The organism is Inquilinus sp. CAU 1745 (assembly GCF_039839375.1).
Lineage (GTDB): Bacteria > Pseudomonadota > Alphaproteobacteria > DSM-16000 > Inquilinaceae > JBDOQU01.
In genome coordinates, this window is record NZ_JBDOQU010000004.1 from 143,520 (window position 1) to 165,636 (window position 22,117).

20 protein-coding genes are annotated in these 22,117 nt (G+C 66.1%); 14 read left to right on the forward strand and 6 right to left on the reverse strand.

Translation table 11 applies throughout. From position 1 onward, the window contains the following. The first annotated feature begins 72 nt into the window (after positions 1-72). The 3 genes from AAFN89_RS06970 (at position 73) to AAFN89_RS06980 (ending at position 2,226) form a co-directional block, all read left to right on the forward strand. Positions 73-444: a YciI family protein gene (locus tag AAFN89_RS06970; RefSeq protein WP_347537348.1), complete on the forward strand. Its 372-nt coding sequence runs from the start codon at positions 73-75 to the stop codon at positions 442-444. Then, entirely contained in the window at positions 441-1,712 is a 1,272-nt protein-coding gene (locus AAFN89_RS06975; protein ID WP_347537350.1) for an RNA polymerase sigma factor, read from the forward strand. The genes AAFN89_RS06970 and AAFN89_RS06975 overlap by 4 nt, the downstream gene beginning before the upstream one ends. A 70-nt stretch (positions 1,713-1,782) precedes the next feature. Further along, positions 1,783-2,226, forward strand: coding sequence for a nuclear transport factor 2 family protein (locus AAFN89_RS06980; protein ID WP_347537352.1), 444 nt, complete (start codon positions 1,783-1,785; stop codon positions 2,224-2,226). A 6-nt stretch (positions 2,227-2,232) separates the two neighbouring features. Here the strand turns inward: AAFN89_RS06980 and AAFN89_RS06985 are convergent, their stop codons facing one another. Further along, a complete protein-coding gene (locus AAFN89_RS06985) occupies positions 2,233-2,643 on the reverse strand; it encodes a DUF1465 family protein (protein ID WP_347537354.1) in 411 nt (136 codons plus the stop codon). A gap of 276 nt (positions 2,644-2,919) precedes the next feature. Here AAFN89_RS06985 and AAFN89_RS06990 point away from each other — a divergent pair, with 276 nt between their 5' ends. Beyond that, positions 2,920-3,375 carry an Hsp20 family protein gene (locus AAFN89_RS06990; RefSeq protein ID WP_347537356.1) on the forward strand — a complete coding sequence of 152 codons (456 nt, stop codon included), beginning with the start codon at positions 2,920-2,922 and terminating at the stop codon, positions 3,373-3,375. A 431-nt stretch (positions 3,376-3,806) separates the two neighbouring features. On the opposite strand, the gene AAFN89_RS06995 is transcribed toward AAFN89_RS06990, so the two are convergent. Beyond that, positions 3,807-5,708: a propionyl-CoA synthetase gene (locus AAFN89_RS06995; RefSeq protein ID WP_347537358.1), complete on the reverse strand. Its 1,902-nt coding sequence runs from the start codon at positions 5,706-5,708 to the stop codon at positions 3,807-3,809. 167 nt (positions 5,709-5,875) lie between these two features. Here AAFN89_RS06995 and AAFN89_RS07000 point away from each other — a divergent pair, with 167 nt between their 5' ends. Beyond that, the gene (locus AAFN89_RS07000) at positions 5,876-7,504 is read left to right on the forward strand and encodes an acyl-CoA synthetase (protein ID WP_347537360.1); all 1,629 of its coding nucleotides are present in this window, start codon (positions 5,876-5,878) and stop codon (positions 7,502-7,504) included. Positions 7,505-7,849: 345 nt separating this feature from the next. On the opposite strand, the gene rpmE is transcribed toward AAFN89_RS07000, so the two are convergent. Next, on the reverse strand, positions 7,850-8,071 hold the full coding sequence (gene rpmE, locus AAFN89_RS07005) for a 50S ribosomal protein L31 (RefSeq protein WP_347537362.1): 222 nt from the start codon (positions 8,069-8,071) through the stop codon (positions 7,850-7,852). 237 nt (positions 8,072-8,308) lie between these two features. Here rpmE and AAFN89_RS07010 point away from each other — a divergent pair, with 237 nt between their 5' ends. Then, positions 8,309-10,159: an ABC transporter transmembrane domain-containing protein gene (locus AAFN89_RS07010; RefSeq protein WP_347537600.1), complete on the forward strand. Its 1,851-nt coding sequence runs from the start codon at positions 8,309-8,311 to the stop codon at positions 10,157-10,159. 120 nt (positions 10,160-10,279) lie between these two features. Here AAFN89_RS07010 and AAFN89_RS07015 read toward each other — a convergent pair whose 3' ends face one another. From AAFN89_RS07015 to xylF, 3 genes are all read right to left on the reverse strand, one after another. Next, positions 10,280-11,053: an ATP-binding cassette domain-containing protein gene (locus AAFN89_RS07015; RefSeq protein WP_347537364.1), complete on the reverse strand. Its 774-nt coding sequence runs from the start codon at positions 11,051-11,053 to the stop codon at positions 10,280-10,282. 43 nt (positions 11,054-11,096) lie between these two features. After that, complete coding sequence (locus tag AAFN89_RS07020) at positions 11,097-12,539, reverse strand: sugar ABC transporter permease (RefSeq protein ID WP_347537366.1); 1,443 nt, start codon at positions 12,537-12,539, stop codon at positions 11,097-11,099. Between the two features lie 92 nt (positions 12,540-12,631). After that, positions 12,632-13,678, reverse strand: a complete 1,047-nt coding sequence (gene xylF, locus AAFN89_RS07025; protein WP_347537368.1) for a D-xylose ABC transporter substrate-binding protein — start codon at positions 13,676-13,678, stop codon at positions 12,632-12,634. Positions 13,679-13,953: 275 nt separating this feature from the next. Between xylF and AAFN89_RS07030 the strand changes: the two genes are divergently transcribed. The 8 genes from AAFN89_RS07030 to AAFN89_RS07065 all read left to right on the forward strand — a co-directional run bounded on the left by AAFN89_RS07030 (position 13,954) and on the right by AAFN89_RS07065 (position 21,913). Further along, entirely contained in the window at positions 13,954-14,754 is an 801-nt protein-coding gene (locus AAFN89_RS07030) for a DeoR family transcriptional regulator (RefSeq protein WP_347537370.1), read from the forward strand. 184 nt (positions 14,755-14,938) lie between these two features. Continuing rightward, entirely contained in the window at positions 14,939-15,862 is a 924-nt protein-coding gene (locus AAFN89_RS07035) for a branched-chain amino acid ABC transporter permease LivH (RefSeq protein ID WP_347537372.1), read from the forward strand. A gap of 4 nt (positions 15,863-15,866) precedes the next feature. Beyond that, entirely contained in the window at positions 15,867-17,363 is a 1,497-nt protein-coding gene (gene livM / locus AAFN89_RS07040) for a high-affinity branched-chain amino acid ABC transporter permease LivM (RefSeq protein ID WP_347537374.1), read from the forward strand. Further along, entirely contained in the window at positions 17,363-18,232 is an 870-nt protein-coding gene (locus AAFN89_RS07045) for an ATP-binding cassette domain-containing protein (RefSeq protein WP_347537376.1), read from the forward strand. Before livM ends, AAFN89_RS07045 begins: the two co-directional genes overlap by 1 nt. Beyond that, complete coding sequence (locus AAFN89_RS07050) at positions 18,232-18,942, forward strand: ABC transporter ATP-binding protein (RefSeq protein WP_347537378.1); 711 nt, start codon at positions 18,232-18,234, stop codon at positions 18,940-18,942. Before AAFN89_RS07045 ends, AAFN89_RS07050 begins: the two co-directional genes overlap by 1 nt. After that, positions 18,942-19,298, forward strand: a complete 357-nt coding sequence (locus AAFN89_RS07055; protein ID WP_347537380.1) for a DUF6867 family protein — start codon at positions 18,942-18,944, stop codon at positions 19,296-19,298. Before AAFN89_RS07050 ends, AAFN89_RS07055 begins: the two co-directional genes overlap by 1 nt. Positions 19,299-19,487: 189 nt before the next feature. Beyond that, positions 19,488-20,591, forward strand: a complete 1,104-nt coding sequence (locus tag AAFN89_RS07060; protein WP_347537382.1) for a branched-chain amino acid ABC transporter substrate-binding protein — start codon at positions 19,488-19,490, stop codon at positions 20,589-20,591. Between the two features lie 221 nt (positions 20,592-20,812). Continuing rightward, positions 20,813-21,913 carry a branched-chain amino acid ABC transporter substrate-binding protein gene (locus tag AAFN89_RS07065; protein ID WP_347537384.1) on the forward strand — a complete coding sequence of 367 codons (1,101 nt, stop codon included), beginning with the start codon at positions 20,813-20,815 and terminating at the stop codon, positions 21,911-21,913. Positions 21,914-22,117: the final 204 nt, after the last annotated feature.

Here is a 22,117-nt window from a genome sequence, read left to right on the forward strand (position 1 = left end):
TCGAAATATTTGCCGCCCTGTCGGCACCGGGCATACTCGTTCGTCCTTGGGAAAGATCGGGAACGAACGAACATGCTCTACGCCATCCTCTGCTACGATTCCGAAGACGTCGTTGGCTCCTGGACGAAGGAGGAGGACGCGGCCGTCATGGAAAGGCTGGGCGCGGTCCAGCGGAAGCTGGCGGACCAGGGCCGACTGGGCCCGGTCGCGCGGCTGCTGCCGACGACCGCGGCGACCACCGTCCGGAAGGGCCGGGAGCCGCTGGTGATCGACGGCCCGTTCGCCGAGACCAAGGAACAGCTTCTGGGCTTCTACGTGATCGACTGCGATTCGCTCGAACATGCCATCGAGGTCGCGAGCGAGCTTGGACAGGCGAGCGGCTCGGCCGGCGCTCACGAGGTTCGTCCGCTCGCTGTCTTCCGGCCCGGAGAAGTCGCCACATGACGGACATCGCCTGGATCGACGCGGCTCTGACCTCCGCCCGCCCCCAGGCGGTCGGCGCGCTCCTGCGCTACTTCCGCGACCTGGACATAGCGGAGGAAGCCTTCCAGGACGCCTGCCTACGGGCCTTGAAAAACTGGCCCCGCAACGGTCCGCCGCGCGATCCGGCAGCCTGGCTGATCATGGTCGGGCGGAATGCCGCCATCGATTCCGTCCGGCGCCGGGGCCGGCAGGAGGCGCTGCCGGCGGAGGAACTGCTGTCGGATCTGGAGGATGCGGAGGCCGCGCTGGCCGAAAGCCTGGACGGGGCGGATTACCGGGACGACGTGCTGCGCCTGCTGTTCATCTGCTGCCATCCCGAACTGCCGGCCACCCAGCAGATCGCGCTGGCGCTGCGCATCGTTTCCGGCCTGTCGGTGAAGCAGATAGCGCGCGCCTTCCTCGTCGGTGAAAGCGCGATGGAGCAGCGCATCACCCGCGCCAAGGGCCGCATCGCCGGCGCGGAAGTCGCTTTCGAGACGCCGGGGCCGGTCGAACGGTCCGAACGGCTGGGCGTGGTCGCGGCGATGATCTATCTCGTCTTCAACGAGGGCTATTCCGCGACCGGCGACGCGGCCGAGGTGCGCGGCCGGCTCTGCGATGAGGCGATCCGGCTGGCCCGCCTGCTGCTGCGGCTTTTCCAGACGGAGCCGGAGATCATGGGCCTGGCCGCCCTGATGCTGCTCCAGCACGCCCGCATGGCAGCGCGGTTCGACGCCGGCGGCCAGATCGTGCTGCTGGACGATCAGGACCGGACGCTCTGGGACCGGAAGATGATCGTCGAGGGGATGGCCCTGATCGACAAGGCGATGCGCCATCGCCGCCCCGGTCCCTATCAGGTGCAGGCGGCAATCGCCGCGCTGCATGCCCGCGCCGCCCGGCCGGAGGACACCGACTGGGCGCAGATCGACCTGCTCTACGCGACGCTGGAACGCCTGCAGCCCTCGCCGGTCGTCACGCTCAACCGCGCGGTGGCCGTCTCGAAGCTCCAGGGCCCTGCCGTGGCGCTTGAGATGATAGAGCCGCTGGCCCCGCGCCTGTCGGGCTATTTCAACTTCTTCGGCGTCAAGGGCGCGCTGCTGATGCAGCTCGACCGCCCGAGAGAGGCGCGGAACGCCTTCGACCGCGCCATCGCGCTGGCGAACAATGCGGCGGAGGCCGCCCATATCCGCCAGCATCTCGATCGGCTGTCCCGGGATTGTGGGACGGCCGTCGCTGACAGCGCGAGATAAAAACGCTACGCCCCCTTGTCGGTCTTCCGCTCCCTTGTTCGTCCTCTGGGCATAACCAAGGGAGAAAGCCATGAACATCGCCGCTTCCGATGAATTGCGGATTCGCGAGATCATCGATGACCGTATCGTCGCCATCCGCGCCAAGGACGCCGATGGCGTTCTCAGCCATTACGCGCCGGATCTGGTGACGTTCGACCTGGCGCCGCCCCTGGCCTATGCCGGCGAAGCGGCGCTCGACCGGCAGGGGCTTGAAGGCTGGTTTGCCACCTGGCAAGGCCCGATCGGGCTGGAGGCGCGGGACGTGTATGTCAGGGTCGGCGGCGATATCGCCTTCGCCCGCGGCTTCTACAGGATCAGCGGGACGAAGACGGACGGCGAACGGCCCGATATCTGGGTCCGCGGCACCCTCTGCTTCGCCAAGGCGGATGGGGGATGGAAGATCGTGCATGAGCACATGTCCGTGCCGTTCTACATGGACGGCAGCTATCGGGCGGCGATCGACCTCAAGCCCTGATTTCCGCTATCCCGTCGCGCGCCGGAGCATCTCGTCCAGCCGGCGGACGCGGACATAGAGCCGGAGCGACCGGTCCAGCAGGCTGGCGACGGCGGCGGGCAGGTCGCTCCGGGCGCTCCAGGTCTCGTCCATGCAGACTTCCTCGCCGCCGATCGCGAATTCGTCGGACAGCGCCCGTTCGCGAGTCATCTCGCCGGTCTGCACCGCCCGCTGGCACAGCATCCAGGCCATCACCTGGGTCAGCCGGCAGGTGACGCGCATGTTCTCCTGGCTGACGATCAGGCGCAAATCGGAGGACAGGTCGCGCATGTCCGCCGCCTCCTGATAGGCGATGTAGTTCCGCGCCTCGATCAGCAGGCCGAGCGCCTCCTCGTAGGTCTTGTTGAAGAACGCCGTCGTGGCGACGAGTTCGGTCACATTCTGGGCTCCCCTTTCGGGAGAGGATCGGGCGCGAGAGCGAACGCGGTGCTTGTTATGAGCCGACGCTACCTCCGGCTGATTAACGAAGGATGGAGGGGACCGGTTTCAGCGGCGACCCTTCTTTCATTCCGAAAGCGGGCCTCTTGACGCCGATATGGGGGTTCACCAAATGAGATCAGCCGGACGCCGATGACGGGTCCGGCATGACGAAACGGGGGCTTGGCCATGGTGGCGGGCCCCTCCAGCGACGGTATCGCTCAAAGGAGGATATCCATGCGTACGTTCGACCTGACTCCGCTTTTCCGCTCGTCCGTCGGCTTCGACCGGATGACGCGTCTTCTGGACACCGCCTCGCGCCTTGACGACGGCTCGCTGTCCTACCCGCCCTACAATATCGAGAAGCGAGGCGACGACCTCTACCGGATCAGCATGGCGGTCGCCGGCTTCGGCGAATCCGACCTGGAGCTGACCCAGACCGAGAACACGCTTGTCGTGAAGGGCAAGGCCGAGAAATCTGAAGCTGAGGGCTCGTTCCTCTACCGCGGCATCGCCGGCCGGGCGTTCGAGCGGCGCTTCCAGCTCGCGGACTATATCCGCGTGACGGACGCCAGCCTTGAGAATGGCCTGCTCCACATCGACCTGGAGCGCGAGGTGCCTGAGGCGCTGAAACCCCGCACCATCCAGATCGCCGGCGGTTCGGCGAAGCGTCTGGAAAAGAAGGCGGCCTGATTGGCCAATAGGCGCGGCGGCGACGGTTTCCGTCGCCGCGCTGCCTTTATGAAGGGGTTCAAAAGCCCTTTAAAAGAAACGAGGGCCGCTTTTACGCGGCCCTCTTTTTCTTTGATGCCTCACCTGCTCAACCCGAGCGTGGGCGGCAGGGTATGCACTGCGCCATTATCCGTCAAGGCGAATCCTGAAGGTGATTCCAGGAACTGCAACTGTCTGACAATAAAAGAAAAAGAGCCGTCCAAAGGACGGCTCAGGTTCAACAGGGAGGCATCAACAATGGACCACAAAGATCGACGGCGACACGAAATCCACCGCCGATGTAACCATCCTAAAGGACGGCCTATTAAATAATGGTTAACGGCATTAGTCGATCCCATTTCTTTTTGATTTGTTTCTGACCGATTATCGCACCAATACGGATCAAATCCCGATCATCCGGCACGATTACCATAGCCGACCTTCGCCAGCGCTTCCTCGACCTCTCCCAATATCGCCGGATCGTCGATGGTCGCGGGGGCGGTGTAGTTCTCCCGGTCGGCGATCTTCTTCATGGTGCCGCGCAGCACCTTGCCCGACCGCGTCTTGGGCAGCCGATCCACGACCACGGCGGACTTGAAGGCCGCGACCGGGCCGATCTTGTCGCGGACCGACTGGACCACCTCCGCCACGATCTCCCCGTGCGGCCGGTCGACGCCGCTCTTCAGCACCAGCAGCCCGACGGGAAGCTGTCCCTTCAGATCGTCGGCCGCGCCGATGACGGCGCATTCCGCGACGGCGGGATGGGCGGCCAGGATCTCCTCCATCGCGCCGGTCGACAGGCGATGGCCGGCGACATTGATGACATCGTCGACCCTGGCCATGATGTGGACATAGCCGTCCTCGTCCACGAAACCGGCGTCGCCGGTCTTGTAGTAGCCCGGGAACTCCGTGAGATAGGCCTGCCGGTAGCGTTCGTCCGCCTGCCACAGGGTGGGGAAGGCGCCCGGCGGCAGCGGCAGCTTGCAGACCAGCGATCCCACGTCGCCGCGGCTGACCTCCTTTCCGTCCGGGGCCAGCGCCTTGATGTCCCACCCCGGCAGCGCCTTGGTGGCCGATCCGGGCTTGATCGGGAAGCGTTCGATGCCCAGCGGATTGCCGGTCATCGGCCAGCCCGTCTCCGTCTGCCACCAATGGTCGATCACGGGCACGCCCAGCATCTCCTCCGCCCAGGCGATGGTCGCCGGGTCCGACCGTTCGCCGGCCAGGAACAGGGCGCGGAAGCCGCCAAGGTCGTAGCTCTTCAGCAGCGCGCCGTCGGGGTCTTCCTTCTTGATCGCGCGGAAGGCGGTGGGCGCGGTGAACAGGGTCACCGCCTTGTGGTCGCGGATCACTCGCCAGAATGCGCCGGCGTCCGGCGTCCCGACCGGCTTGCCTTCATAGAGGACCGTGGTGCAGCCGGCCATCAGCGGCGCGTAGACGATATAGGAATGGCCGACCACCCAGCCCACGTCCGAAGCGGTCCAGAAGACCTCCCCCGGCTTGATGTCGAAGAAATATTTCATGGTCCAGGTCAGCGCCACGGCATGGCCGCCATTGTCGCGGACCACGCCCTTGGGCTGCCCCGTCGTGCCGGAGGTGTAGAGGATATAGAGCGGATCGGTCGCCGCCACCGGGACGCAAGGGTGCGGTTCGGCGTGCGCCGTCAGAGCCTCCCAGTCATGGTCGCGGCCGGGCGTCAGCGCCGCCTCCTGCTGCGGCCGCTGGGCGATGACGCAGGCTTCCGGCTTGTGCGTCGCCTGGGCTATGGCGGCATCCAGCATCGGCTTGTAGGGGATCACCCGCTTGCCCTCGATCCCGCAGGAGGCCGACACGATCGCCTTGGGCTTGGCGTCGTCGATCCGCGTCGCCAGCTCATTGGCCGCGAAACCGCCGAAGACGACCGAATGGATCGCGCCCAGCCGCGCGCAGGCCAGCATCGCGATCACCGCCTGGGGGATCATCGGCATATAGAGGACGACCCGGTCGCCCTTCGCGACCCCCAGCCCGGCCAGCGCGCCGGCGAAGCGGGCGACCTTGTCGGTCAGTTCGGCATAGGTGAAGTGCTCCACCGCGCCGGTTACCGCGCTGTCGTAGATCAGCGCGGTGCGCCCGCCGTTCCCGGCCTCGACATGCCGGTCCAGCGCGTTGTGGCAGGTGTTCAGTTCCCCGCCGGCGAACCAGCGGTAGAAGGGCGCGCGGCTGTCGTCCAGCACGCGATCCCATTTTCGGGTCCAGTCGATCGCCTCGGCCGCCTCGGCCCAGAATCCTTCCGGGTCGGCCAGCGACCGGCCATGCATCTCGTCGTAACGCCCCATTGCTCTGGTTCTTCCTCCCGGTTTGGCGGGCCCTCTGAAAGGCCTCTTCTCTTCCGGATCGAGTGTGCGACAGCGGGGGCAGGGTTGGCAAACTCCGCCGATTGACGCCGGGATGTAGCGCGCTACGCTCTGGCGGCGAAAGAAGGGAAGGGGAGGACGATCAGCCGATGACAGAGGGCAGCGCCTATGACCGCGATCTCGACCGCAATCCGGCGAACCATGTCCCGCTGAGCCCGCTTTCCTTCCTGCCCCGGACGGCCTCCGTCTTCCCGGACCGGACGGCAGTGATCCACGGGTCCGTCCGGCGAAGCTGGGCCGAAACTTATGCGCGGTGCCGGCGGCTGGCTTCGGCCCTGGCGGCGCGGGGGATCGGCGTCGGCGACACCGTCACGGTGATGGCGCCCAACATCCCGGCGCTGTTCGAGTCGCATTTCGGCGTGCCGATGGCCGGCGCGGTGCTGAACGCGCTCAACATCCGTCTGGACCCGGCCGGCATCGCCTTCATCCTCGACCATAGCGAGACGCGGGTGCTGATCGTCGACGGGGAGTTCGCCGACACGGTCGAACGGGCGCTCGACCTGGCGACCGTCAGGCCGCTGGTCGTCGACATCGACGACCAGCTGTTCCCCGAGGGGAGGCGCATCGGCGCCCTGACCTATGACGATCTGCTGGCGGAAGGCGACCCGGAGGCCGGCTGGGCGCCGCCGGACGATGAATGGCGCGCGATCTCGCTCAACTACACCTCCGGCACCACCGGCGATCCCAAGGGCGTCGTCTACCATCATCGCGGCGCTTATCTGAACGCGGTCGGCAATTCGATGGTCTGGGCGATGCCGCACCACCCGGTCTATCTCTGGACCCTGCCGATGTTCCACTGCAACGGCTGGTGCTTCCCCTGGACCGTGACGGCGATGGCGGGAACCCATGTCTGTCTTCGCCGGGTGGAGGCCGGCGCGATCTACGATGCGATCGCCGACCACAAGGTCACCCATCTCTGCGGCGCGCCGATCGTGATGGGGCTGATCCTGAACGCGGCCGATGACAAGCGCCGGATCTTCGACCACAAGGTGGCGATGATGACCGCCGCCTCCGCCCCACCGGCGGCGGTGATCGAGGGCATGGAGGCTCTGGGCTTCTCCATCACCCATGTCTACGGACTGACGGAAGTCTACGGCCCCGCCGTCGTCTGCGCCTGGCATGAGGAATGGGACGCGCTGCCGATGGCGGAGCAGGCGCGTTTCAAGGCCCGGCAGGGCGTGCCCTATCCGGTGCAGGAAGGGCTGATGGTCGCGGACGCGGAGACGATGGAACCCGTGCCGCCGGACGGCGAGACGATGGGCGAGGTCTTCATGCGCGGCAATATCGTCATGAAGGGCTACCTGAAGAACCCGACGGCGACGAAGGCCGCCTTCAGGGGCGGCTGGTTCCGCACCGGCGATCTCGGAATCGCCCATCCCAACGGCTATATCGAACTGAAGGACCGGTCGAAGGACATCATCATCTCCGGCGGGGAGAACATCTCGACGATCGAGGTCGAAGGCGCGCTCTACCGTCATCCGGCGGTGATGGAGGCGGCGGTGGTCGCCCGGCCGGATGAGAAATGGGGCGAAAGCCCGTGCGCCTTCGTCACCCTGAAGCCGGGCCGCACGGCGACGGAGGAAGAACTGATCGCCTTCTGTCGCGAAAACCTGGCCCACTACAAATGCCCCAGGACCATCGTCTTCGGCGATCTGCCCAAGACCTCCACCGGCAAGGTCCAGAAATTCATCCTGAGGGAGCAGGCGAAGGGGCTTTGAAACCGCCTTCCTTCCTCATGGTGAGCCCGTCGAACTATTCGGGCAGAGACCCTTCGACGGGCTCGCCATGAGGGGAAGAAGCGAAGACTTTCCCTTCTTCGTCATTCCGGACTTGATCCGGAATCCATGGGCCGTCGCCGCTTCACCGGCGGCGAAGGACCGGGCGCGGTCCCGAATTCCATCGACATCCTATGGATGCTGGATCAAGTCCAGCATGACGATAATTCCACCCGACTTCCTGAACGCAATCGGCATCGAACGGGAAGTCTGTTTCCGCAGGACATCCGCGCAAAACAAAAGGACGCCGAAAGGCGTCCTTTGTCCGTATCGCGCGGGAGTGCGCGGTTACTTGATGCCGAAGCCCTTGAAGCGCTGGTTGAACTTCGCGACCTGGCCGCCCCGATCCGACAGGCGGTGGACACCGGTCCAGGCCGGGTGGGACTTCGGGTCGATGTCCAGGCGCATGCTGTCGCCCTCCGCGCCCCAGGTGGTGCGCGTCTTGAACTCCGTGCCATCGGTCATGATGACCGTGATCTCATGGTACTCGGGGTGGATGTCGGCTTTCATGGCGCTCACGCTCCGGAAAATCAGGCGCGGTGTATAGCGAAGGCCGCCAGCGGATGCAACCCCGTTCTCCGCTTCGGGACGGGTGAGTCTCGCACCCGCGACGATGCGCCCCGCCCGCAGGGTGGCGGGTCGCTTGTTGGGGAAGATGACCGTTGCTATACCACGCCCGGCCGCTGGAACGGCCGGCAGGTCCGCAACCGGGTTGGCGCAAAGCTCTTGTTCCGTGAAAGCACCTATATGGAGGGCGATGCCCGGAAGCGCCGCCAGGACGGCGATGCGGGCCCGCGGCCCGGCCGCGCCGACCTGAAGCCACTGCGCCGCATCCTGCCCTATCTCGCGCCCTACAAGGCCGCCGTGGCGGGCGCGGTCGTGGCGCTGTCGGTCGCCGCCGGAACCGTTCTCGGCCTGGGGGCGGGCCTGCGCCTCCTGGTCGATCGCGGCTTCGCGGCCGGCGACGCCTCGCTGCTGAACGGCGCGCTCCTGGTGTTGCTCGGCGTGATCGTGGTGCTGGCCGCCTCCAGCTATGCGCGGTTCTACCTCGTCTCCTGGATCGGGGAACGGGTGATCGCCGATCTGCGCCGCGACGTCTACGACCATGTCGTGCGGCTGCATACCGGCTTCTTCGAGACGAACCGGACGGCAGAGATCATCTCCCGGCTGACGGCCGACACCACGGTCCTCCAGGTTGTGATCGGGTCTTCCGCGTCGGTCTTCCTGCGCAATCTGCTGATGTTCCTCGGCGGCACCGTGCTGCTGGTCGTGACCAGCCCGAAGCTGACCGGCCTCGTCGCGCTCGTGGTGCCGCTGGTGGTCGTGCCCATCATCGTCTTCGGCCGGCAGGTGCGCGGGCTCAGCCGCGACAGCCAGGACCGTATCGCCGATATGGGCGCGACGGTGGACGAGACGCTCTACGGCATCCGCACCGTCCAGGCCTTCGGGCGGGAGGGGCTGGAGCGAGACCGCTTCGCCGACAGGGTGGAGACCGCCTTCGCCACCTCCGTCCGCCGTATCCGGGCCCGCGCGCTCCTGACCGCGATCGTCATCCTGATGGTGTTCGGCGCGGTCGGGATCATCCTCTGGATCGGCGGCCATGACGTGCTGTCCGGCCGGATCACGCCGGGAGAGCTTTCCGCCTTCGTCTTCTATGCCGTGCTGGTCGCCGGCTCCGTCGGCGCGCTGTCGGAGGTGGTGGGCGACCTGCAACGGGCGGCGGGCGCGACAGAGCGGCTGTTCGGCCTGATGGAGACGCCGTCCGACATCACCGCGCCGGCAAGTCCGACGCGGCTGCCGACGCCGCCGCGCGGCGCGATCGGTTTCGACGGCGTGTCCTTCCACTACCCTTCCCGGCCCGACCAGTCGGCGCTGGAGGATTTCACGCTGGATATCGCGCCGGGGGAAAGCGTCGCCCTGGTCGGCCCTTCCGGCGCCGGGAAGACCACCGTCTTCCAGCTCCTGCTCCGGTTCTACGATCCCCAGGCCGGATCGATCCGTATGGATGGGATCGACATCCGCGACGCCGATCCGGCCGATCTCCGCTCCCGCATCGGGCTCGTTCCGCAGGACCCGACCATCTTCTCGACCAGCGCGTGGGAGAACATCCGCTACGGCCGGCCAGACGCCAGCGATGCCGAGGTCAGCAAGGCGGCGGAGGCGGCGCACGCGCTGGAGTTCATCGAGGCGCTGCCCGAAGGCTTCTCCACATATCTGGGGGAGAGGGGGGTGCGCCTCTCCGGCGGCCAGCGGCAGCGGATCGCCATCGCCCGCGCGATCCTCCGCGACCCGGTGGTGCTGCTGCTGGACGAGGCGACCAGCGCACTGGACGCCGAAAGCGAGCGGCTGGTGCAGGACGCGCTGACCCGCCTGATGGCCGACCGCACGACGCTGGTCATCGCCCACCGGCTGGCGACCGTCCAGAATGTCGACCGCATCGCCGTGCTGGATCAGGGCCGGCTGGTAGCGGCCGGCGCCCATGACGCCCTGATGGCCGAAGGCGGCCTCTACGCCCGCCTCGCCGCCCTCCAGTTCGATGCAGCCAGAGGCGCGCACCCTCCCTCGTACGTCATTCCGGACTTGATCCGGAATCCATAGGCCCTTGCCGCCTCGCCGATGGTGAGGAAACGGGCGCGATCTGTCGTTCACCGACGCCGCACGGATACTGGATCAAGTCCAGCATGACGGTTGTGAGAAGGAAGCCTCGGCCCCACCCCCTCAGTGCAGCGCGGCTTCTTCCTGCGTTGATTGCGCGCCCGGCTGCTTGCCCAGGATAATCATGCCCAGCACCTCGTCCTTGGTCACGTCCTGGGTCCGGCAGGTGCCGACCAGCTTGCCGTTCTTCATGACGCTGACCCGGTCGGAGAGGTCGAACACGTCGTGCAGATCGTGGCTGATGAGGAAGATGCCGATGCCTTCCTTCTTCAACTGGAGGATCAGCTCCGCCACCTGCTGGGTTTCCTGCGGGCCGAGCGCGGCCGTCGGCTCGTCCATGATCAGGATCTTGGCGTTGAAATGGATCGCGCGGGCGATGGCGACGGACTGGCGCTGGCCGCCGGACAGCGCGCTGACCGGGGCCTTGAACTTCTTGAAGTTGGGGTTGAGGCGATTCATCACCTCCCGCGTCGCCGCCTCCATCGCGCCGTCGTCGAGCGTGCCCATCGGGCCCATGATCTCGCGACCCAGGAACAGGTTCCCGGCGGCGTCGATATTGTCCGCCAGCGCCAGCGTCTGATAGATCGTCTCGATCCCGTACTTCTTGGCGTCGCGCGGATTCTCGATGGTCGCGGGTTCGCCATTGATGAAGATCTGGCCGGCATCGGGGCGGTAGGCCCCCGACAGCATCTTGATCAGCGTCGACTTGCCCGCGCCATTGTGGCCCAGCAGGCCCACGACCTCGCCCGGATGCAGGTCGACAGACACCTTTTCGACCGCGTGGACGCCGCCGAAGCTGATCGACATGTCGCGCATTTCGACGAGGGGAGTGGTCATCGCTTTCCCGTCCTTGTCTGGATCAGCGGGAACGGCCGGCGGATCACCGGCGCTTCCGCTGATAGACCGTATCGATATAGACCGCCGCGATCAGCACCAGCCCGATGACGATCTGCTGCAGCGGCGTGTCGATGTTCATGAGCAGCATGCCGCTCTGCAGGCTCTGCATCACCAGCGCGCCCAGCAGCGCCCCGACGATCGTGCCGACCCCGCCGGCCAGCGACGTGCCGCCGATCACCGCCGCCGCGATGGCGCTCAGCTCCAGAAGCGCGCCGGTGGCGTTCGCGCCGGCGTTCAGCCTCGCGGTCTGCACCGCACCGGCGATCGCCGCCAGCACGCCCATCAGCATGAAGACGTAGAGGATCACCCGCCGCGTGTTGACGCCGGCCAAGAGCGCCGCGTCCGGGTTGCCGCCGATGGCGAAGACGTAGCGGCCGAATTTCGTCCGTCCCGCCAGGAAGTTCATCGCCAGCGCGACGCCCAGCATGATCAGCACCGGGATCGGGATGCCCTGCGGAATGTCAGGCAGCCCTTCCCAATCCTGCAGCAGGCGGACCAGGTCGGCGCGGGAATCGGGAAGCTGGGCGATCATGCCCTCGGCTTCCGCCGGGAAGGTGGCGGCCAGGTCCTGGACCTTCGCCGAAACCTCGCCATCGCCCTCCGCGCCCTGAACCAGCTCCGCCACGATCTCCATCGCCACCGTGCGCTCCGGCCGGTATTGGGAGTTCATAACCAGGACGAATCCGACCACGGCGACGATCCCCGCGCCGACCACCAGCAGTTCCGCCCAGACCGGCTTGGTCGGGAAGCCGTAGCGGCCGCGTAGCTGGCGCGCGCGCAGGGTGGAGGCCAGGAGGTAGAGGATAGCGATGGCGCCGACGGCCCAACTCCAGAACGCGCCGATCGACCCGTCGATGCCGCCGCCCAGAAGCTGGAACGTGTCGTCCATCGGCGCCACCGTCCGGCCGGAGGTGATCCACCATGCCGCGCCGCGCCAGATCAGCAGACCGCCCAGCGTCACGATGAAGGACGGCACCTTGCCGTAGGAGATCCAGAAGCCCTGCAACGCCCCGATCAGCGCGCCGCCGACGATGCCCGCGACCAGCGCCGCGATCCAGATGATCGGATGGCCGTAGCCCAGATAGTTCGGCAGCCATTCGGTCTGGACCACCGCCATGACCATGCCCAGCACGCCCAGCACAGAGCCTACGGAAAGGTCGATGTTGCGGGTAACGATCACCAGCACCATGCCGGTCGCCACGATGGCGGTGACGGCGGTCTGGACCGACAGGTTCCAGAGGTTCCGGGCGGTCAGGAAGGTGCCGCCGGACAGGAAGTGGAACCCGATCCAGATCACGATCAGCGCCGCGGCCATGCCCAGCAGACGGGTGTCGATTTCAAGCGCGCCGATGAGATCGGCCGGCCGGCGGGAACCCCTGCCCAGGGATCGTCCGTTCCGGGGGCGGGCGGTGTCATTGCTGGTCATATTCGCGTCAACTCTCGTCCCGAAGGCGGAAGGACGCTCCCGCCGGAGGGCATGGAAGCCGCCCGGCGGGACGCATCTTCAGTGAGACGACCTCAGGGGCAGGCATCCACCCGGCCCGAGGGAACACCCTGGCAGAGCGCTTCCTCGGTGATCCAGCCGGCATCCACCACCACGCCCAGATTCTCTGCCGTGATCGGAATCGGCTCCAGGAAAATTGAGTGCAGCTCCACGCCACTGGGGCTGGTCCACATCTCCGCGCCCTCGATCTCTTCCATCGTCGCGCCTTCGGCCATGGCGATCGCGATCTCCGCCGCCTTGGCGCCCAGGTCGCGGGCGTCCTTCCAGACGCTAACGGTCTGGGTGCCCAGCGCGATGCGGTTGAGCGCCGCATGGTCGCCGTCCTGGCCGGAAACCGGCACGGTGCCTTCCATGCCCTGCGCGGTCAACGCCGCGATGACGCCGCCGGCGGTGCCGTCGTTGGAGGCGACGACCGCGTCGACCTCATTGTTGTTGGCGGTCAGGATCTGCTCCATGTTCCGCTGCGCATTCTCCGGCAGCCAGCCGTCGGTATAGGCTTCGCCGACGACGGTGATGTCGCCGGAATCGATCGCCGGCTGGAGGACCTCTAGCTGCCCGTCATGCAGGAAGTCGGCGTTGGGGTCGGCTGAGGAGCCCTTGATGAACACGTAGTTGCCCGTGGGCTGGACGTCATAGACGGCCTGCGCCTGCATCCGGCCGACCTCGACATTGTCGAAGGTCAGGTAGAAGGCGTTGGGATTGTCGATCAGCCGGTCGTAGCCGACCACGGGGATGCCGTTGGCCACCGCTTCCTCGACCGCCGGGCCGATCGCCGCGGCGTCCTGGGCCAGGATGATCAGCGCGTCCGCGCCCTGGGAGATCAGGGCCTCGACGTCGGAAAGCTGCTTGGCGGCCGAACTCTGCGCGTCGGCGCTGATATAGGTGCCGCCGGCTTCCTCGATCGCCGCCTGCATCGCCGCCTCGTCGGTCTTCCAGCGTTCTTCCTGGAAGTTGGACCAGCTCACGCCGATCACCGGGCCGTCCTGGGCAAGAGCCGGGGATACGGCCGCCACGCTCATCGCCAGGCAGGTACCCAGCAGAGCGGTCTTTACCATTTTCATAGAGTTACCTCCCTTGTTCGAACGCGCCTGACACCACGTTAGGCGCGCAGCGCACGGCCCGCAATCGGCCGAGGCGTCTCTTTTGGACTTTCATTGCCGCCAGTATCGCATAATCGCAACACGGTTCAAGAATTTGTTCGACTGTCAAACAAAACTTGTCTCAAAAACCGCGGCGGCCTGTGGAGGTTCCGAAAGTTCCCGGGGGAGTTCGATGAATTGACCCGCGCGCGCCGCTCAACGAGGATGGGGCCCTGTTTCATCGGGGCGGCCGGGGCATGAGCGGGGAAGATCGGCAGAAGGACATCGTGGAGCTGGTCCACCGGGAAGGTTTCGCGACCATCGATTCCCTGGCCGGCCGATTCGGCGTGACCCCCCAGACCATCCGCCGCGACATCAACCGGCTGTCGGCCGAAGGGCTCCTGGCCCGCTACCATGGCGGCGCGGGCGCATCGCCGGGCGGCCGCAACGCGGACTACGCCGCCCGGCGGGACAGCCTGGCGCGGGAGAAGACGTCGATCGCGGAGCTTGCCGCCGCCCATATCCCCGACGACGCCTCCCTATTCATCAATATCGGCACGACGACGGAGGCCGTTGCCCGCGCGCTGGTCCGCCATTCGGGCCTGCGCATCATCACCAACAATCTGAACGTCGCCGCCACCCTGGCCGGCCGGACGGATTTCGAGGTCATCATCGCCGGCGGGCTGGTGCGCAACAGCGATGGCGGCGTGGTGGGGGAGGCGGCGATCGACTTCATCAACCAGTTCAAGGTCGATTACGGGATCATGGGCATCAGCGGCATCGACCTGGACGGCACGCTCCTGGATTTCGACTATCGGGAGGTGCGGGTGGCGCAGGCCATCCTGAGGAACAGCCGTCGGGCCTTCCTGGTCGCCGACCACACCAAATTCGGCCGCGCCGCGATGGTGCGGCTGGGTTCGGTCGGCCAGCTCTCCGCCCTGTTCACCGACCGGCGTCCGCCGCAGCCGCTGGAAAAGGCCCTGGCGGCCGGAAAAGTGGCGCTCCACATCGCCGATCGGGACGAAAACGGAGCGGCGCCGGAACCCTCCTCGAATTGATCGCGAGGGTGCTCCGCCCAGCTAAAACGCCACAAATTGTCTCGACACGCCGCCTGGAACGCGGCTATCAACCGCTTGCTCTTTGCAGGGGCTAAGAATATTCACAGGGCTTTTCAAGGCCCGGACGCAGGGTACGGGGAACAGCGGAACCGCCACGCCGACGGCGGCCGCCAGGGGAGCGTGAATGGAATATTTCGTCCAACAGCTCATCAACGGGCTGACGCTGGGGGCTATCTACGGGCTGATCGCGATCGGCTACACGATGGTCTACGGCATCATCGGCATGATCAACTTCGCCCATGGCGACATCTACATGATCGGGGCGTTCATCTCGCTCATCACCTTCCTGGTGCTGGGCTTCGGGGGCGCGCCGCTGGTCGCCGTGCCGGTCGCCATCATGATCGTGCTGCTCGTCTCCATGGTGCTGACCAGCGTCTATGGCTGGGCGGTCGAACGGGTCGCCTACCGGCCGCTGCGCGGGTCGTTCCGCCTGGCGCCGCTGATCTCCGCGCTCGGCATGTCGATCTTCCTCCAGAATTATGTCCAGCTCGTCCAGGGCGCGCGGGTGAAGCCGCTGCCGCCGGTCGTCACGGGCGGGTTCACGGTCATGGAGCGGGCGGACGGTTTCACGGTCTCGCTCTCCTATCTCCAGATCATCATCATGGTGCTGACGGTGGTGCTGATGGTCATCTTCAGCCTCCTGATCGCCAAGACGCCGCTGGGCCGCCAGCAGCGTGCGTGTGAGCAGGACAAGACGATGGCGGCGCTTCTCGGCGTCAATGTCGACCGGACCATCTCGATGACCTTCGTCATCGGCGCGGCGCTGGCCGCCGTCGCCGGCCTGATGGTGACGATGTATTACGGCGTGGTTCACTTCTATATCGGCTTCCTGGCTGGCGTTAAGGCGTTCACGGCGGCGGTTCTGGGCGGCATCGGATCGGTCCCCGGCGCCATGCTGGGCGGCGTGCTGATCGGCCTGATCGAAGCGTTCTGGTCGGGCTATTTCTCGGTCGAATACAAGGACGTGGCGGCGTTCAGCATCCTCGTGCTGGTGCTGATCTTCCGGCCGAGCGGCCTGCTCGGCAAACCCGAGATCGAGAAGGTCTGATCCGATGAGCAGCAACGCCGCCACCGCCCCCGCCCGCTCGATCCCGTGGGGCGCGGTGTTCAAGGAAGCGCTGATCGCCGCCGGCATCGCCTTCCTCCTGACCGTCGTCATGGTCGGCCTGTTCGCGGCCGACGATGTCGGCGGTCTCCAGATCGTCACCCGCTACGATTCGGTCGCGGTCGCCGTCTTCCTGGTGTTCGTCGGCCGGCTGGGCCTCGCGCTCACGCGGGAGGGCATGCCCCTGCCGGTGCTGGTCGGTGGCATCGTCGTCGCGGCGGCCGGATACTTCCTCGACCTGCCCAGTGAGGCGCTTCGGGTCATCACCATCGCCGGCGGCCTGCTGCTGTCGATTCGCGCCGCCGTCACCTTGTGGACCCATCGCGCCTCGATCGACCGGGAGGAACGGGACCGCGCGATGGACCGGATGGGCGCGCGCGTCCAGCGGGCCACGATCTATATCGGCCCGGTCGCGATCGTGCTGGCGCTGGTCCTGCCGTTCCTGCCCTTCTCCGACCGGACGACGGTCGACACCGCGACGCTCATCCTCACCTACATCATGCTGGGCTGGGGGCTGAACATCATCGTCGGGCTGGCCGGGCTGCTGGACCTCGGCTACGTCGCCTTCTACGCCATCGGCGCCTATTCCTATGCGCTGCTGGCCTTCTATTTCGACCTCAGCTTCTGGGTCTGCCTGCCGCTCGCCGGCATCCTGGCGGCCTGCGGCGGCCTGATCCTTGGCTTCCCGGTCCTGCGCCTCCGCGGCGACTATTTCGCCATCGTCACGCTGGGTTTCGGAGAGATCGTCAGGGTCATCCTGCTGAACTGGTACGAATTCACCGGCGGCCCCAATGGCGTCGGCGGCATCCCGGAACCCAGCTTCTTCGGCTTCGCGGTGTTCACCCGCCGGCCACAGGAGGGGGAGACGGCGTTCCACCAGCTCTTCGGGCTGGAATATGATTCCATGCACGAGATGATCTTCCTCTACTACCTGATCCTCGCGCTGGCGCTGGTCGTGAACCTGTTCACCATGCGCATCCGCCGGCTGCCGATCGGACGGTCGTGGGAGGCGCTCAGGGAAGACGACATCGCCTGCCAGTCTCTCGGCATCAACCGCCGGAACATCAAGCTGGCGGCCTTCACCATGAGCGCGATGTTCGGCGGCTTCGCCGGGTCCTTCTTCGCCACCCGCCAGGGCTTCGTTAGCCCGGAGAGCTTCACCTTCATCGAATCCGCCATCATCCTGGCGATCGTGGTGCTGGGCGGCATGGGCAGTCAGGCCGGCGTGGTGCTGGCGGCGATCCTGGTCATCGGCCTGCCGGAGATCTTCCGCGAACTGGCTGAATACCGGATGCTGACCTTCGGCGGCGCCATGGTGCTGATCATGGTCTGGCGGCCGCGCGGCCTCTTGGCCCATCGCGACCCGACGATCCGGCTCGACGATCCCAAGATCAGGAAACGAACGTTGGGCGAAGCGCCCTCCGGCGGGGAGGCGCGCGCGTGATGACGGCGAACCCGCTTCTCAAGGTCGAACATCTGACCATGCGCTTCGGCGGCCTGGTCGCCGTCGACGACGTTTCCTTCGAAGCCGAACACGGCTCCATCACCGCGGTCATCGGCCCCAACGGCGCCGGCAAGACCACGATGTTCAACTGCCTGACCGGCTTCTACAAGCCGACCGAGGGCCGGCTGACGCTCGATCGCCATGGCGACTCCTTCCTCCTTGAGAGGATGGAGGGACATGAGATCAGCCAGAAGGCCAGCGTCGCCCGCACCTTCCAGAACATCCGCCTGTTCGGCCGGATGAGCGTGCTGGAGAACCTGATGGTGGCCCAGCACAACAAGCTGATGAAGGCTTCGGGCTTCTCCATCGCCGGCCTCTTCGGTCTGCCGTCCTTTCACAGGGCGGAGGCAGGGGCGCTCGATCTCGCGCGCTATTGGCTGGACAAGGTCAACCTGACCTCGCTGGCGGACACGGAGGCGGCCAACCTGCCCTATGGCGCGCAGCGCAGGCTGGAGATCGCCCGCGCCATGTGCTCCGAACCCGTGCTCCTGTGCCTGGACGAGCCAGCCGCCGGGCTCAACCCTAGGGAGACGGCGGAACTCAACGAGCTGCTGCTGACGATCAGGGAGGAGCACAAGTGCGGCGTCCTCCTGATCGAGCACGATATGAGCGTGGTGATGAAGATTTCCGACCATGTGATCGTCCTGGACTACGGCAGGAAGATCTCCGACGGCACGCCCGCCTTCGTGCGGGACGACCCGAATGTCATCCGCGCCTATCTGGGCGAGGAGGAGGACGAGGAACTGCCGCCGGAGGTGGCGTCCGACGTGGGGCTCGACCCCGCCGCCGGAACGGAGGGCCGCAACTGATGCTGTCGGTTCAGAAAGCCCATACCTTCTACGGCTCCATCGAAGCGCTGAAAGGCGTGGACGTGGAGGTCGCGCAGGGCGAGATCGTCACCCTGATCGGCGCCAACGGGGCCGGAAAGTCCACCCTTCTCATGACCATCTGCGCCAATCCGCAGGCGCGGCAGGGCCGGGTCGTCTTCGAGGGCGAGGACATCACCCGCACGCCGACCTTCGAGATCAGCCGCAAGGGTATCGCCCATTCGCCCGAGGGGCGGCGGATCTTCCCGCGCATGACGGTGATGGAGAACCTCCAGATGGGGGCCATCACCACCGATGAGAAGAATTTCGACGACGACCTCAAGAGGGTCTTCGACCTGTTCCCCCGCATGAAGGAGCGGCAGGGGCAGCGCGGCGGCACGCTCTCGGGCGGCGAACAGCAGATGCTGGCGATCGGCCGGGCGCTGATGAGCCGGCCTCGCCTGTTGCTGCTGGACGAACCGTCCCTCGGCCTGGCGCCGCTGGTCGTCAAGCAGATATTCGAGGTCATCCGGGAGATCAACGAGCAGCAGGGCGTGACGGTCTTCCTGGTGGAGCAGAACGCCTACCATGCGCTGAAGCTGGCCCATCGCGGCTATGTCATGGTCACCGGCAATATCAGGATGTCCGGGACGGGCGAGGAACTGCTGGCCAACAGCGAGGTCCGCGCGGCCTATCTGGAGGGAGGTCACTGATGTTCACCGATTTCTATGCCGGCTATATCGGCGTCTTCATCGGCCTCACTGTCGTCATCTCCGGCGGTGCTGCATGGCTTTCCGGACAGGCGCTGGCGAAGAACTGGAAGACTTTCGAGCGGACGGGGATCTTCTATTCCCTCCTGCTGGCGGCGGGGAACCGCTTCCTGGTCTTCGCGCTGTTCGGCGGGCCGCTTCTGTCGATCCCGGGATTCCTGATCGATTTCGCGGTGATCGTGACCTTCGCCTTCGTCTCCTTCCGGATGACCAAGGCGCGAACGATGGTCGCCCAGTATCCGTGGCTCTACGAACGGTCCGGCCTCTTCTCCTGGAACGAGAAGAATCAGCCGGTCTGAGACTTAAGGCCGCCGAAGAAATCCTCGATATTGTCGCCGGACAATGCGGGGTTCGGTCGCCGCGACGGTATCGTGATATCGTCGGGACGATCTCGCGGGGGAAGGGTGGCATCGCCGCCCGCCCTGCCTGAGGCCGCGTCCCGGTCGGGGGCGAAGCCTGGTCACTTTGAACAGGGAGCTGACTAGATTATGAAAACGCTGAAAACCACGCTGGTTGCCGCGGCCGCCGTTCTGGCGCTGGGCGCGACCGCGGCGCAGGCGGAAATTCCGATCGCGACGGCCGGTCCGATGACCGGCCAGTACGCGTCGTTCGGCGAACAGATGCGGCGCGGCGCGGAAGCTGCCGTCGCGGACATCAACGAGGCCGGCGGCGTGCTGGGCGAACAGCTTGTCCTCTCCGTCGGCGATGACGCCTGCGATCCTCGCCAGGCCGTCTCCGTCGCCAACAACTTCATCAATGAAGGCATCGTCTTCGTCGCCGGGCACTGGTGCTCCGGTTCGTCGATCCCGGCCAGCCAGGTCTACACCGACGAAGGCATCCTGATGATCTCGCCGGGCTCCACCAACCCGGCGCTGACCGATGATGGCGGCGACAACGTCTTCCGCATCTGCGGCCGCGACGATCAGCAGGGCGTCATCGCCGCTGCGTATCTGGCCGAGAATTACGGCGACGCGAACATCGCCATCATCCACGACAAGACCGCCTACGGCAAAGGTCTGGCCGATGCGACCAAGGCCGAGTTGAACGCGGCCGGGATCGAGGAGACGCTCTATGAGGCCTACACGGCCGGCGAGAGCGACTACACCGCGCTGGTCTCGCTGCTGAAGGAGAACGCCATCGACGTCCTCTATGTCGGCGGCTACCACACCGAGGCCGGCCTGATCGTCCGCCAGATGCGCCAGCAGGGCATGGACACCCAGATGGTCTCCGGCGACGCGATGGTGACCGACGAGTTCTGGTCGATCACCGGCGAAGCCGGCGAAGGCACGCTGATGACCTTCGGCCCCGACCCGCGCAATTTCGAAGCCGCCGCTGAGGTGGTCGCCGATTTCCGCGAAGCCGGCTATGAGCCTGAGGGCTACACCCTCTACACCTATGCGGCGATCCAGATCTTCGCCCAGGCGGCGGAGATCGCGGGCACCACCGACCTCGATCCCATGATGGACGTGCTGTACGGCGACAACACCTTCGACACGGTGCTGGGTGAAATCACCTTCAACGACAATGGCGATGTCGAGCAGCCCTCCTACGTTTGGTACCAGTGGAGCGACGGCACTTACGCCCAGCTGTAAGGCCCCGTTGTAACGACGACTAGTCCAGGGAAAGGCCCGGCGCTTCGGCTCCGGGCTTTTTCTTTCGTTAATGCTGTGGATTTAGTTGCTGGCCCGTGCGGTCGTGATAATATTGAGGCAGTCATTCAGGGATGAGGCGGCGCGGAACGCCGCCCGCCCTGCTTGAGGCGTCGCTCCCGTCGGGGCGGCGCTAATTACTTTGAACAGGGAGCTACTAAGAGATGAAAACGCTGAAATACACGCTGCTCGCCACGGCCGCCGGTCTGGCGATGGGCGCGACCGCCGCGCAGGCGGACATCCTGATCGCCACCGCGGGGCCGATGACCGGCCAGTACGCCTCGTTCGGCGAACAGATGCAGCGCGGCGCCGAACAGGCGGTCGCGGACATCAACGAAGCCGGCGGCGTGCTGGGCGAACAGCTCGTTCTCTCCGTCGGTGACGACGCCTGCGATCCGCGCCAGGCCGTCTCCGTCGCCAACAACTTCGTCAATGAAGGCGTGATCTTCGTCGCAGGCCACTTCTGCTCCGGCTCGTCGATCCCGGCCAGCCAGGTCTATACCGACGAAGGCCTCCTGATGATCTCGCCGGCGTCGACCAACCCGGCGCTGACCGACGATGGCGGCGAGAATGTCTTCCGCACCTGCGGCCGCGACGACCAGCAGGGCATCATCGCCGCCCAGTACCTGGTGGAGAATTTCCCCGACGCGAACATCGCGATCGTCCATGACAAGACCGCCTACGGCAAGGGTCTGGCCGACGCCACGCAGGCCGCGCTGCACGAGGCCGGCGCGCAGGAGACGCTCTACGAGGCCTATACGGCCGGCGAAAGCGACTACACCGCGCTGGTCTCGCTCTTGAAGGAGAACGCGATCGACGTCCTCTATGTCGGCGGCTACCACACCGAAGCCGGGCTCATGGTCCGCCAGATGCGCCAGCAGGGCATGGACACCCAGCTCATCTCCGGTGACGCGCTCGTCACCGATGAATTTTGGTCGATCACCGGAGAGGCCGGCGAGGGCACGCTGATGACCTTCGGCCCCGACCCGCGCAATTTCGAAGCCGCCGCCGACGTGGTCGCCGGCTTCCGCGAGGGAGGCTACGAGCCGGAGGGCTACACCCTCTACACCTACGCCTCCGTCCAGATGTTCGCCCAGGCGGCGGAGATCGCGGGATCGACCGACCTCGACGCCATGATCGAGGCATTGCACGGCAATTCGTTCCAGACGGTGCTGGGCGAGTTGTCCTTCGACGACAATGGCGACGTCGAGCAGCCGGCCTATGTCTGGTACCAGTGGAGCGACGGCACCTACGCCCAGATGTAAATCCGGCGCGTATCCGTAAGGCAATCCGGAAAGGCCCGGCGCTCAGGCGCCGGGTTTTTTCTTCGTTATTCGTCATTCCAGCGGAGGCTGGAATCCATAGGTCCTCGCCGTTTCACCGCCGGCGAAAGGCCGGACGCGGCCCCGGCATTCATCGCCACCGCATGGATGCTGGATCAAGTCCAGCATGACGAGAAAGTAGGGCGT

Bases quoted from the DNA above. Each gene is read 5' to 3' on its own strand.
- AAFN89_RS07055 (WP_347537380.1), top strand. From the start codon at position 18,942: ATGTTCACCGATTTCTATGCCGGCTATATCGGCGTCTTCATCGGCCTC.
- AAFN89_RS07010 (WP_347537600.1), top strand. From the start codon at position 8,309: ATGGAGGGCGATGCCCGGAAGCGCCGCCAGGACGGCGATGCGGGCCCG.
- livM (WP_347537374.1), top strand. From the start codon at position 15,867: ATGAGCAGCAACGCCGCCACCGCCCCCGCCCGCTCGATCCCGTGGGGC.
- AAFN89_RS07015 (WP_347537364.1), bottom strand. From the start codon at position 11,053: ATGACCACTCCCCTCGTCGAAATGCGCGACATGTCGATCAGCTTCGGC.
- AAFN89_RS07000 (WP_347537360.1), top strand. From the start codon at position 5,876: ATGACAGAGGGCAGCGCCTATGACCGCGATCTCGACCGCAATCCGGCG.
- rpmE (WP_347537362.1), bottom strand. From the start codon at position 8,071: ATGAAAGCCGACATCCACCCCGAGTACCATGAGATCACGGTCATCATG.
- AAFN89_RS06975 (WP_347537350.1), top strand. From the start codon at position 441: ATGACGGACATCGCCTGGATCGACGCGGCTCTGACCTCCGCCCGCCCC.
- AAFN89_RS07035 (WP_347537372.1), top strand. From the start codon at position 14,939: ATGGAATATTTCGTCCAACAGCTCATCAACGGGCTGACGCTGGGGGCT.
- AAFN89_RS06990 (WP_347537356.1), top strand. From the start codon at position 2,920: ATGCGTACGTTCGACCTGACTCCGCTTTTCCGCTCGTCCGTCGGCTTC.
- AAFN89_RS07050 (WP_347537378.1), top strand. From the start codon at position 18,232: ATGCTGTCGGTTCAGAAAGCCCATACCTTCTACGGCTCCATCGAAGCG.
- AAFN89_RS07065 (WP_347537384.1), top strand. From the start codon at position 20,813: ATGAAAACGCTGAAATACACGCTGCTCGCCACGGCCGCCGGTCTGGCG.
- AAFN89_RS07020 (WP_347537366.1), bottom strand. From the start codon at position 12,539: ATGACCAGCAATGACACCGCCCGCCCCCGGAACGGACGATCCCTGGGC.
- AAFN89_RS07060 (WP_347537382.1), top strand. From the start codon at position 19,488: ATGAAAACGCTGAAAACCACGCTGGTTGCCGCGGCCGCCGTTCTGGCG.
- AAFN89_RS06970 (WP_347537348.1), top strand. From the start codon at position 73: ATGCTCTACGCCATCCTCTGCTACGATTCCGAAGACGTCGTTGGCTCC.
- AAFN89_RS06980 (WP_347537352.1), top strand. From the start codon at position 1,783: ATGAACATCGCCGCTTCCGATGAATTGCGGATTCGCGAGATCATCGAT.
- AAFN89_RS07030 (WP_347537370.1), top strand. From the start codon at position 13,954: ATGAGCGGGGAAGATCGGCAGAAGGACATCGTGGAGCTGGTCCACCGG.
- AAFN89_RS06995 (WP_347537358.1), bottom strand. From the start codon at position 5,708: ATGGGGCGTTACGACGAGATGCATGGCCGGTCGCTGGCCGACCCGGAA.
- AAFN89_RS07045 (WP_347537376.1), top strand. From the start codon at position 17,363: ATGACGGCGAACCCGCTTCTCAAGGTCGAACATCTGACCATGCGCTTC.
- xylF (WP_347537368.1), bottom strand. From the start codon at position 13,678: ATGAAAATGGTAAAGACCGCTCTGCTGGGTACCTGCCTGGCGATGAGC.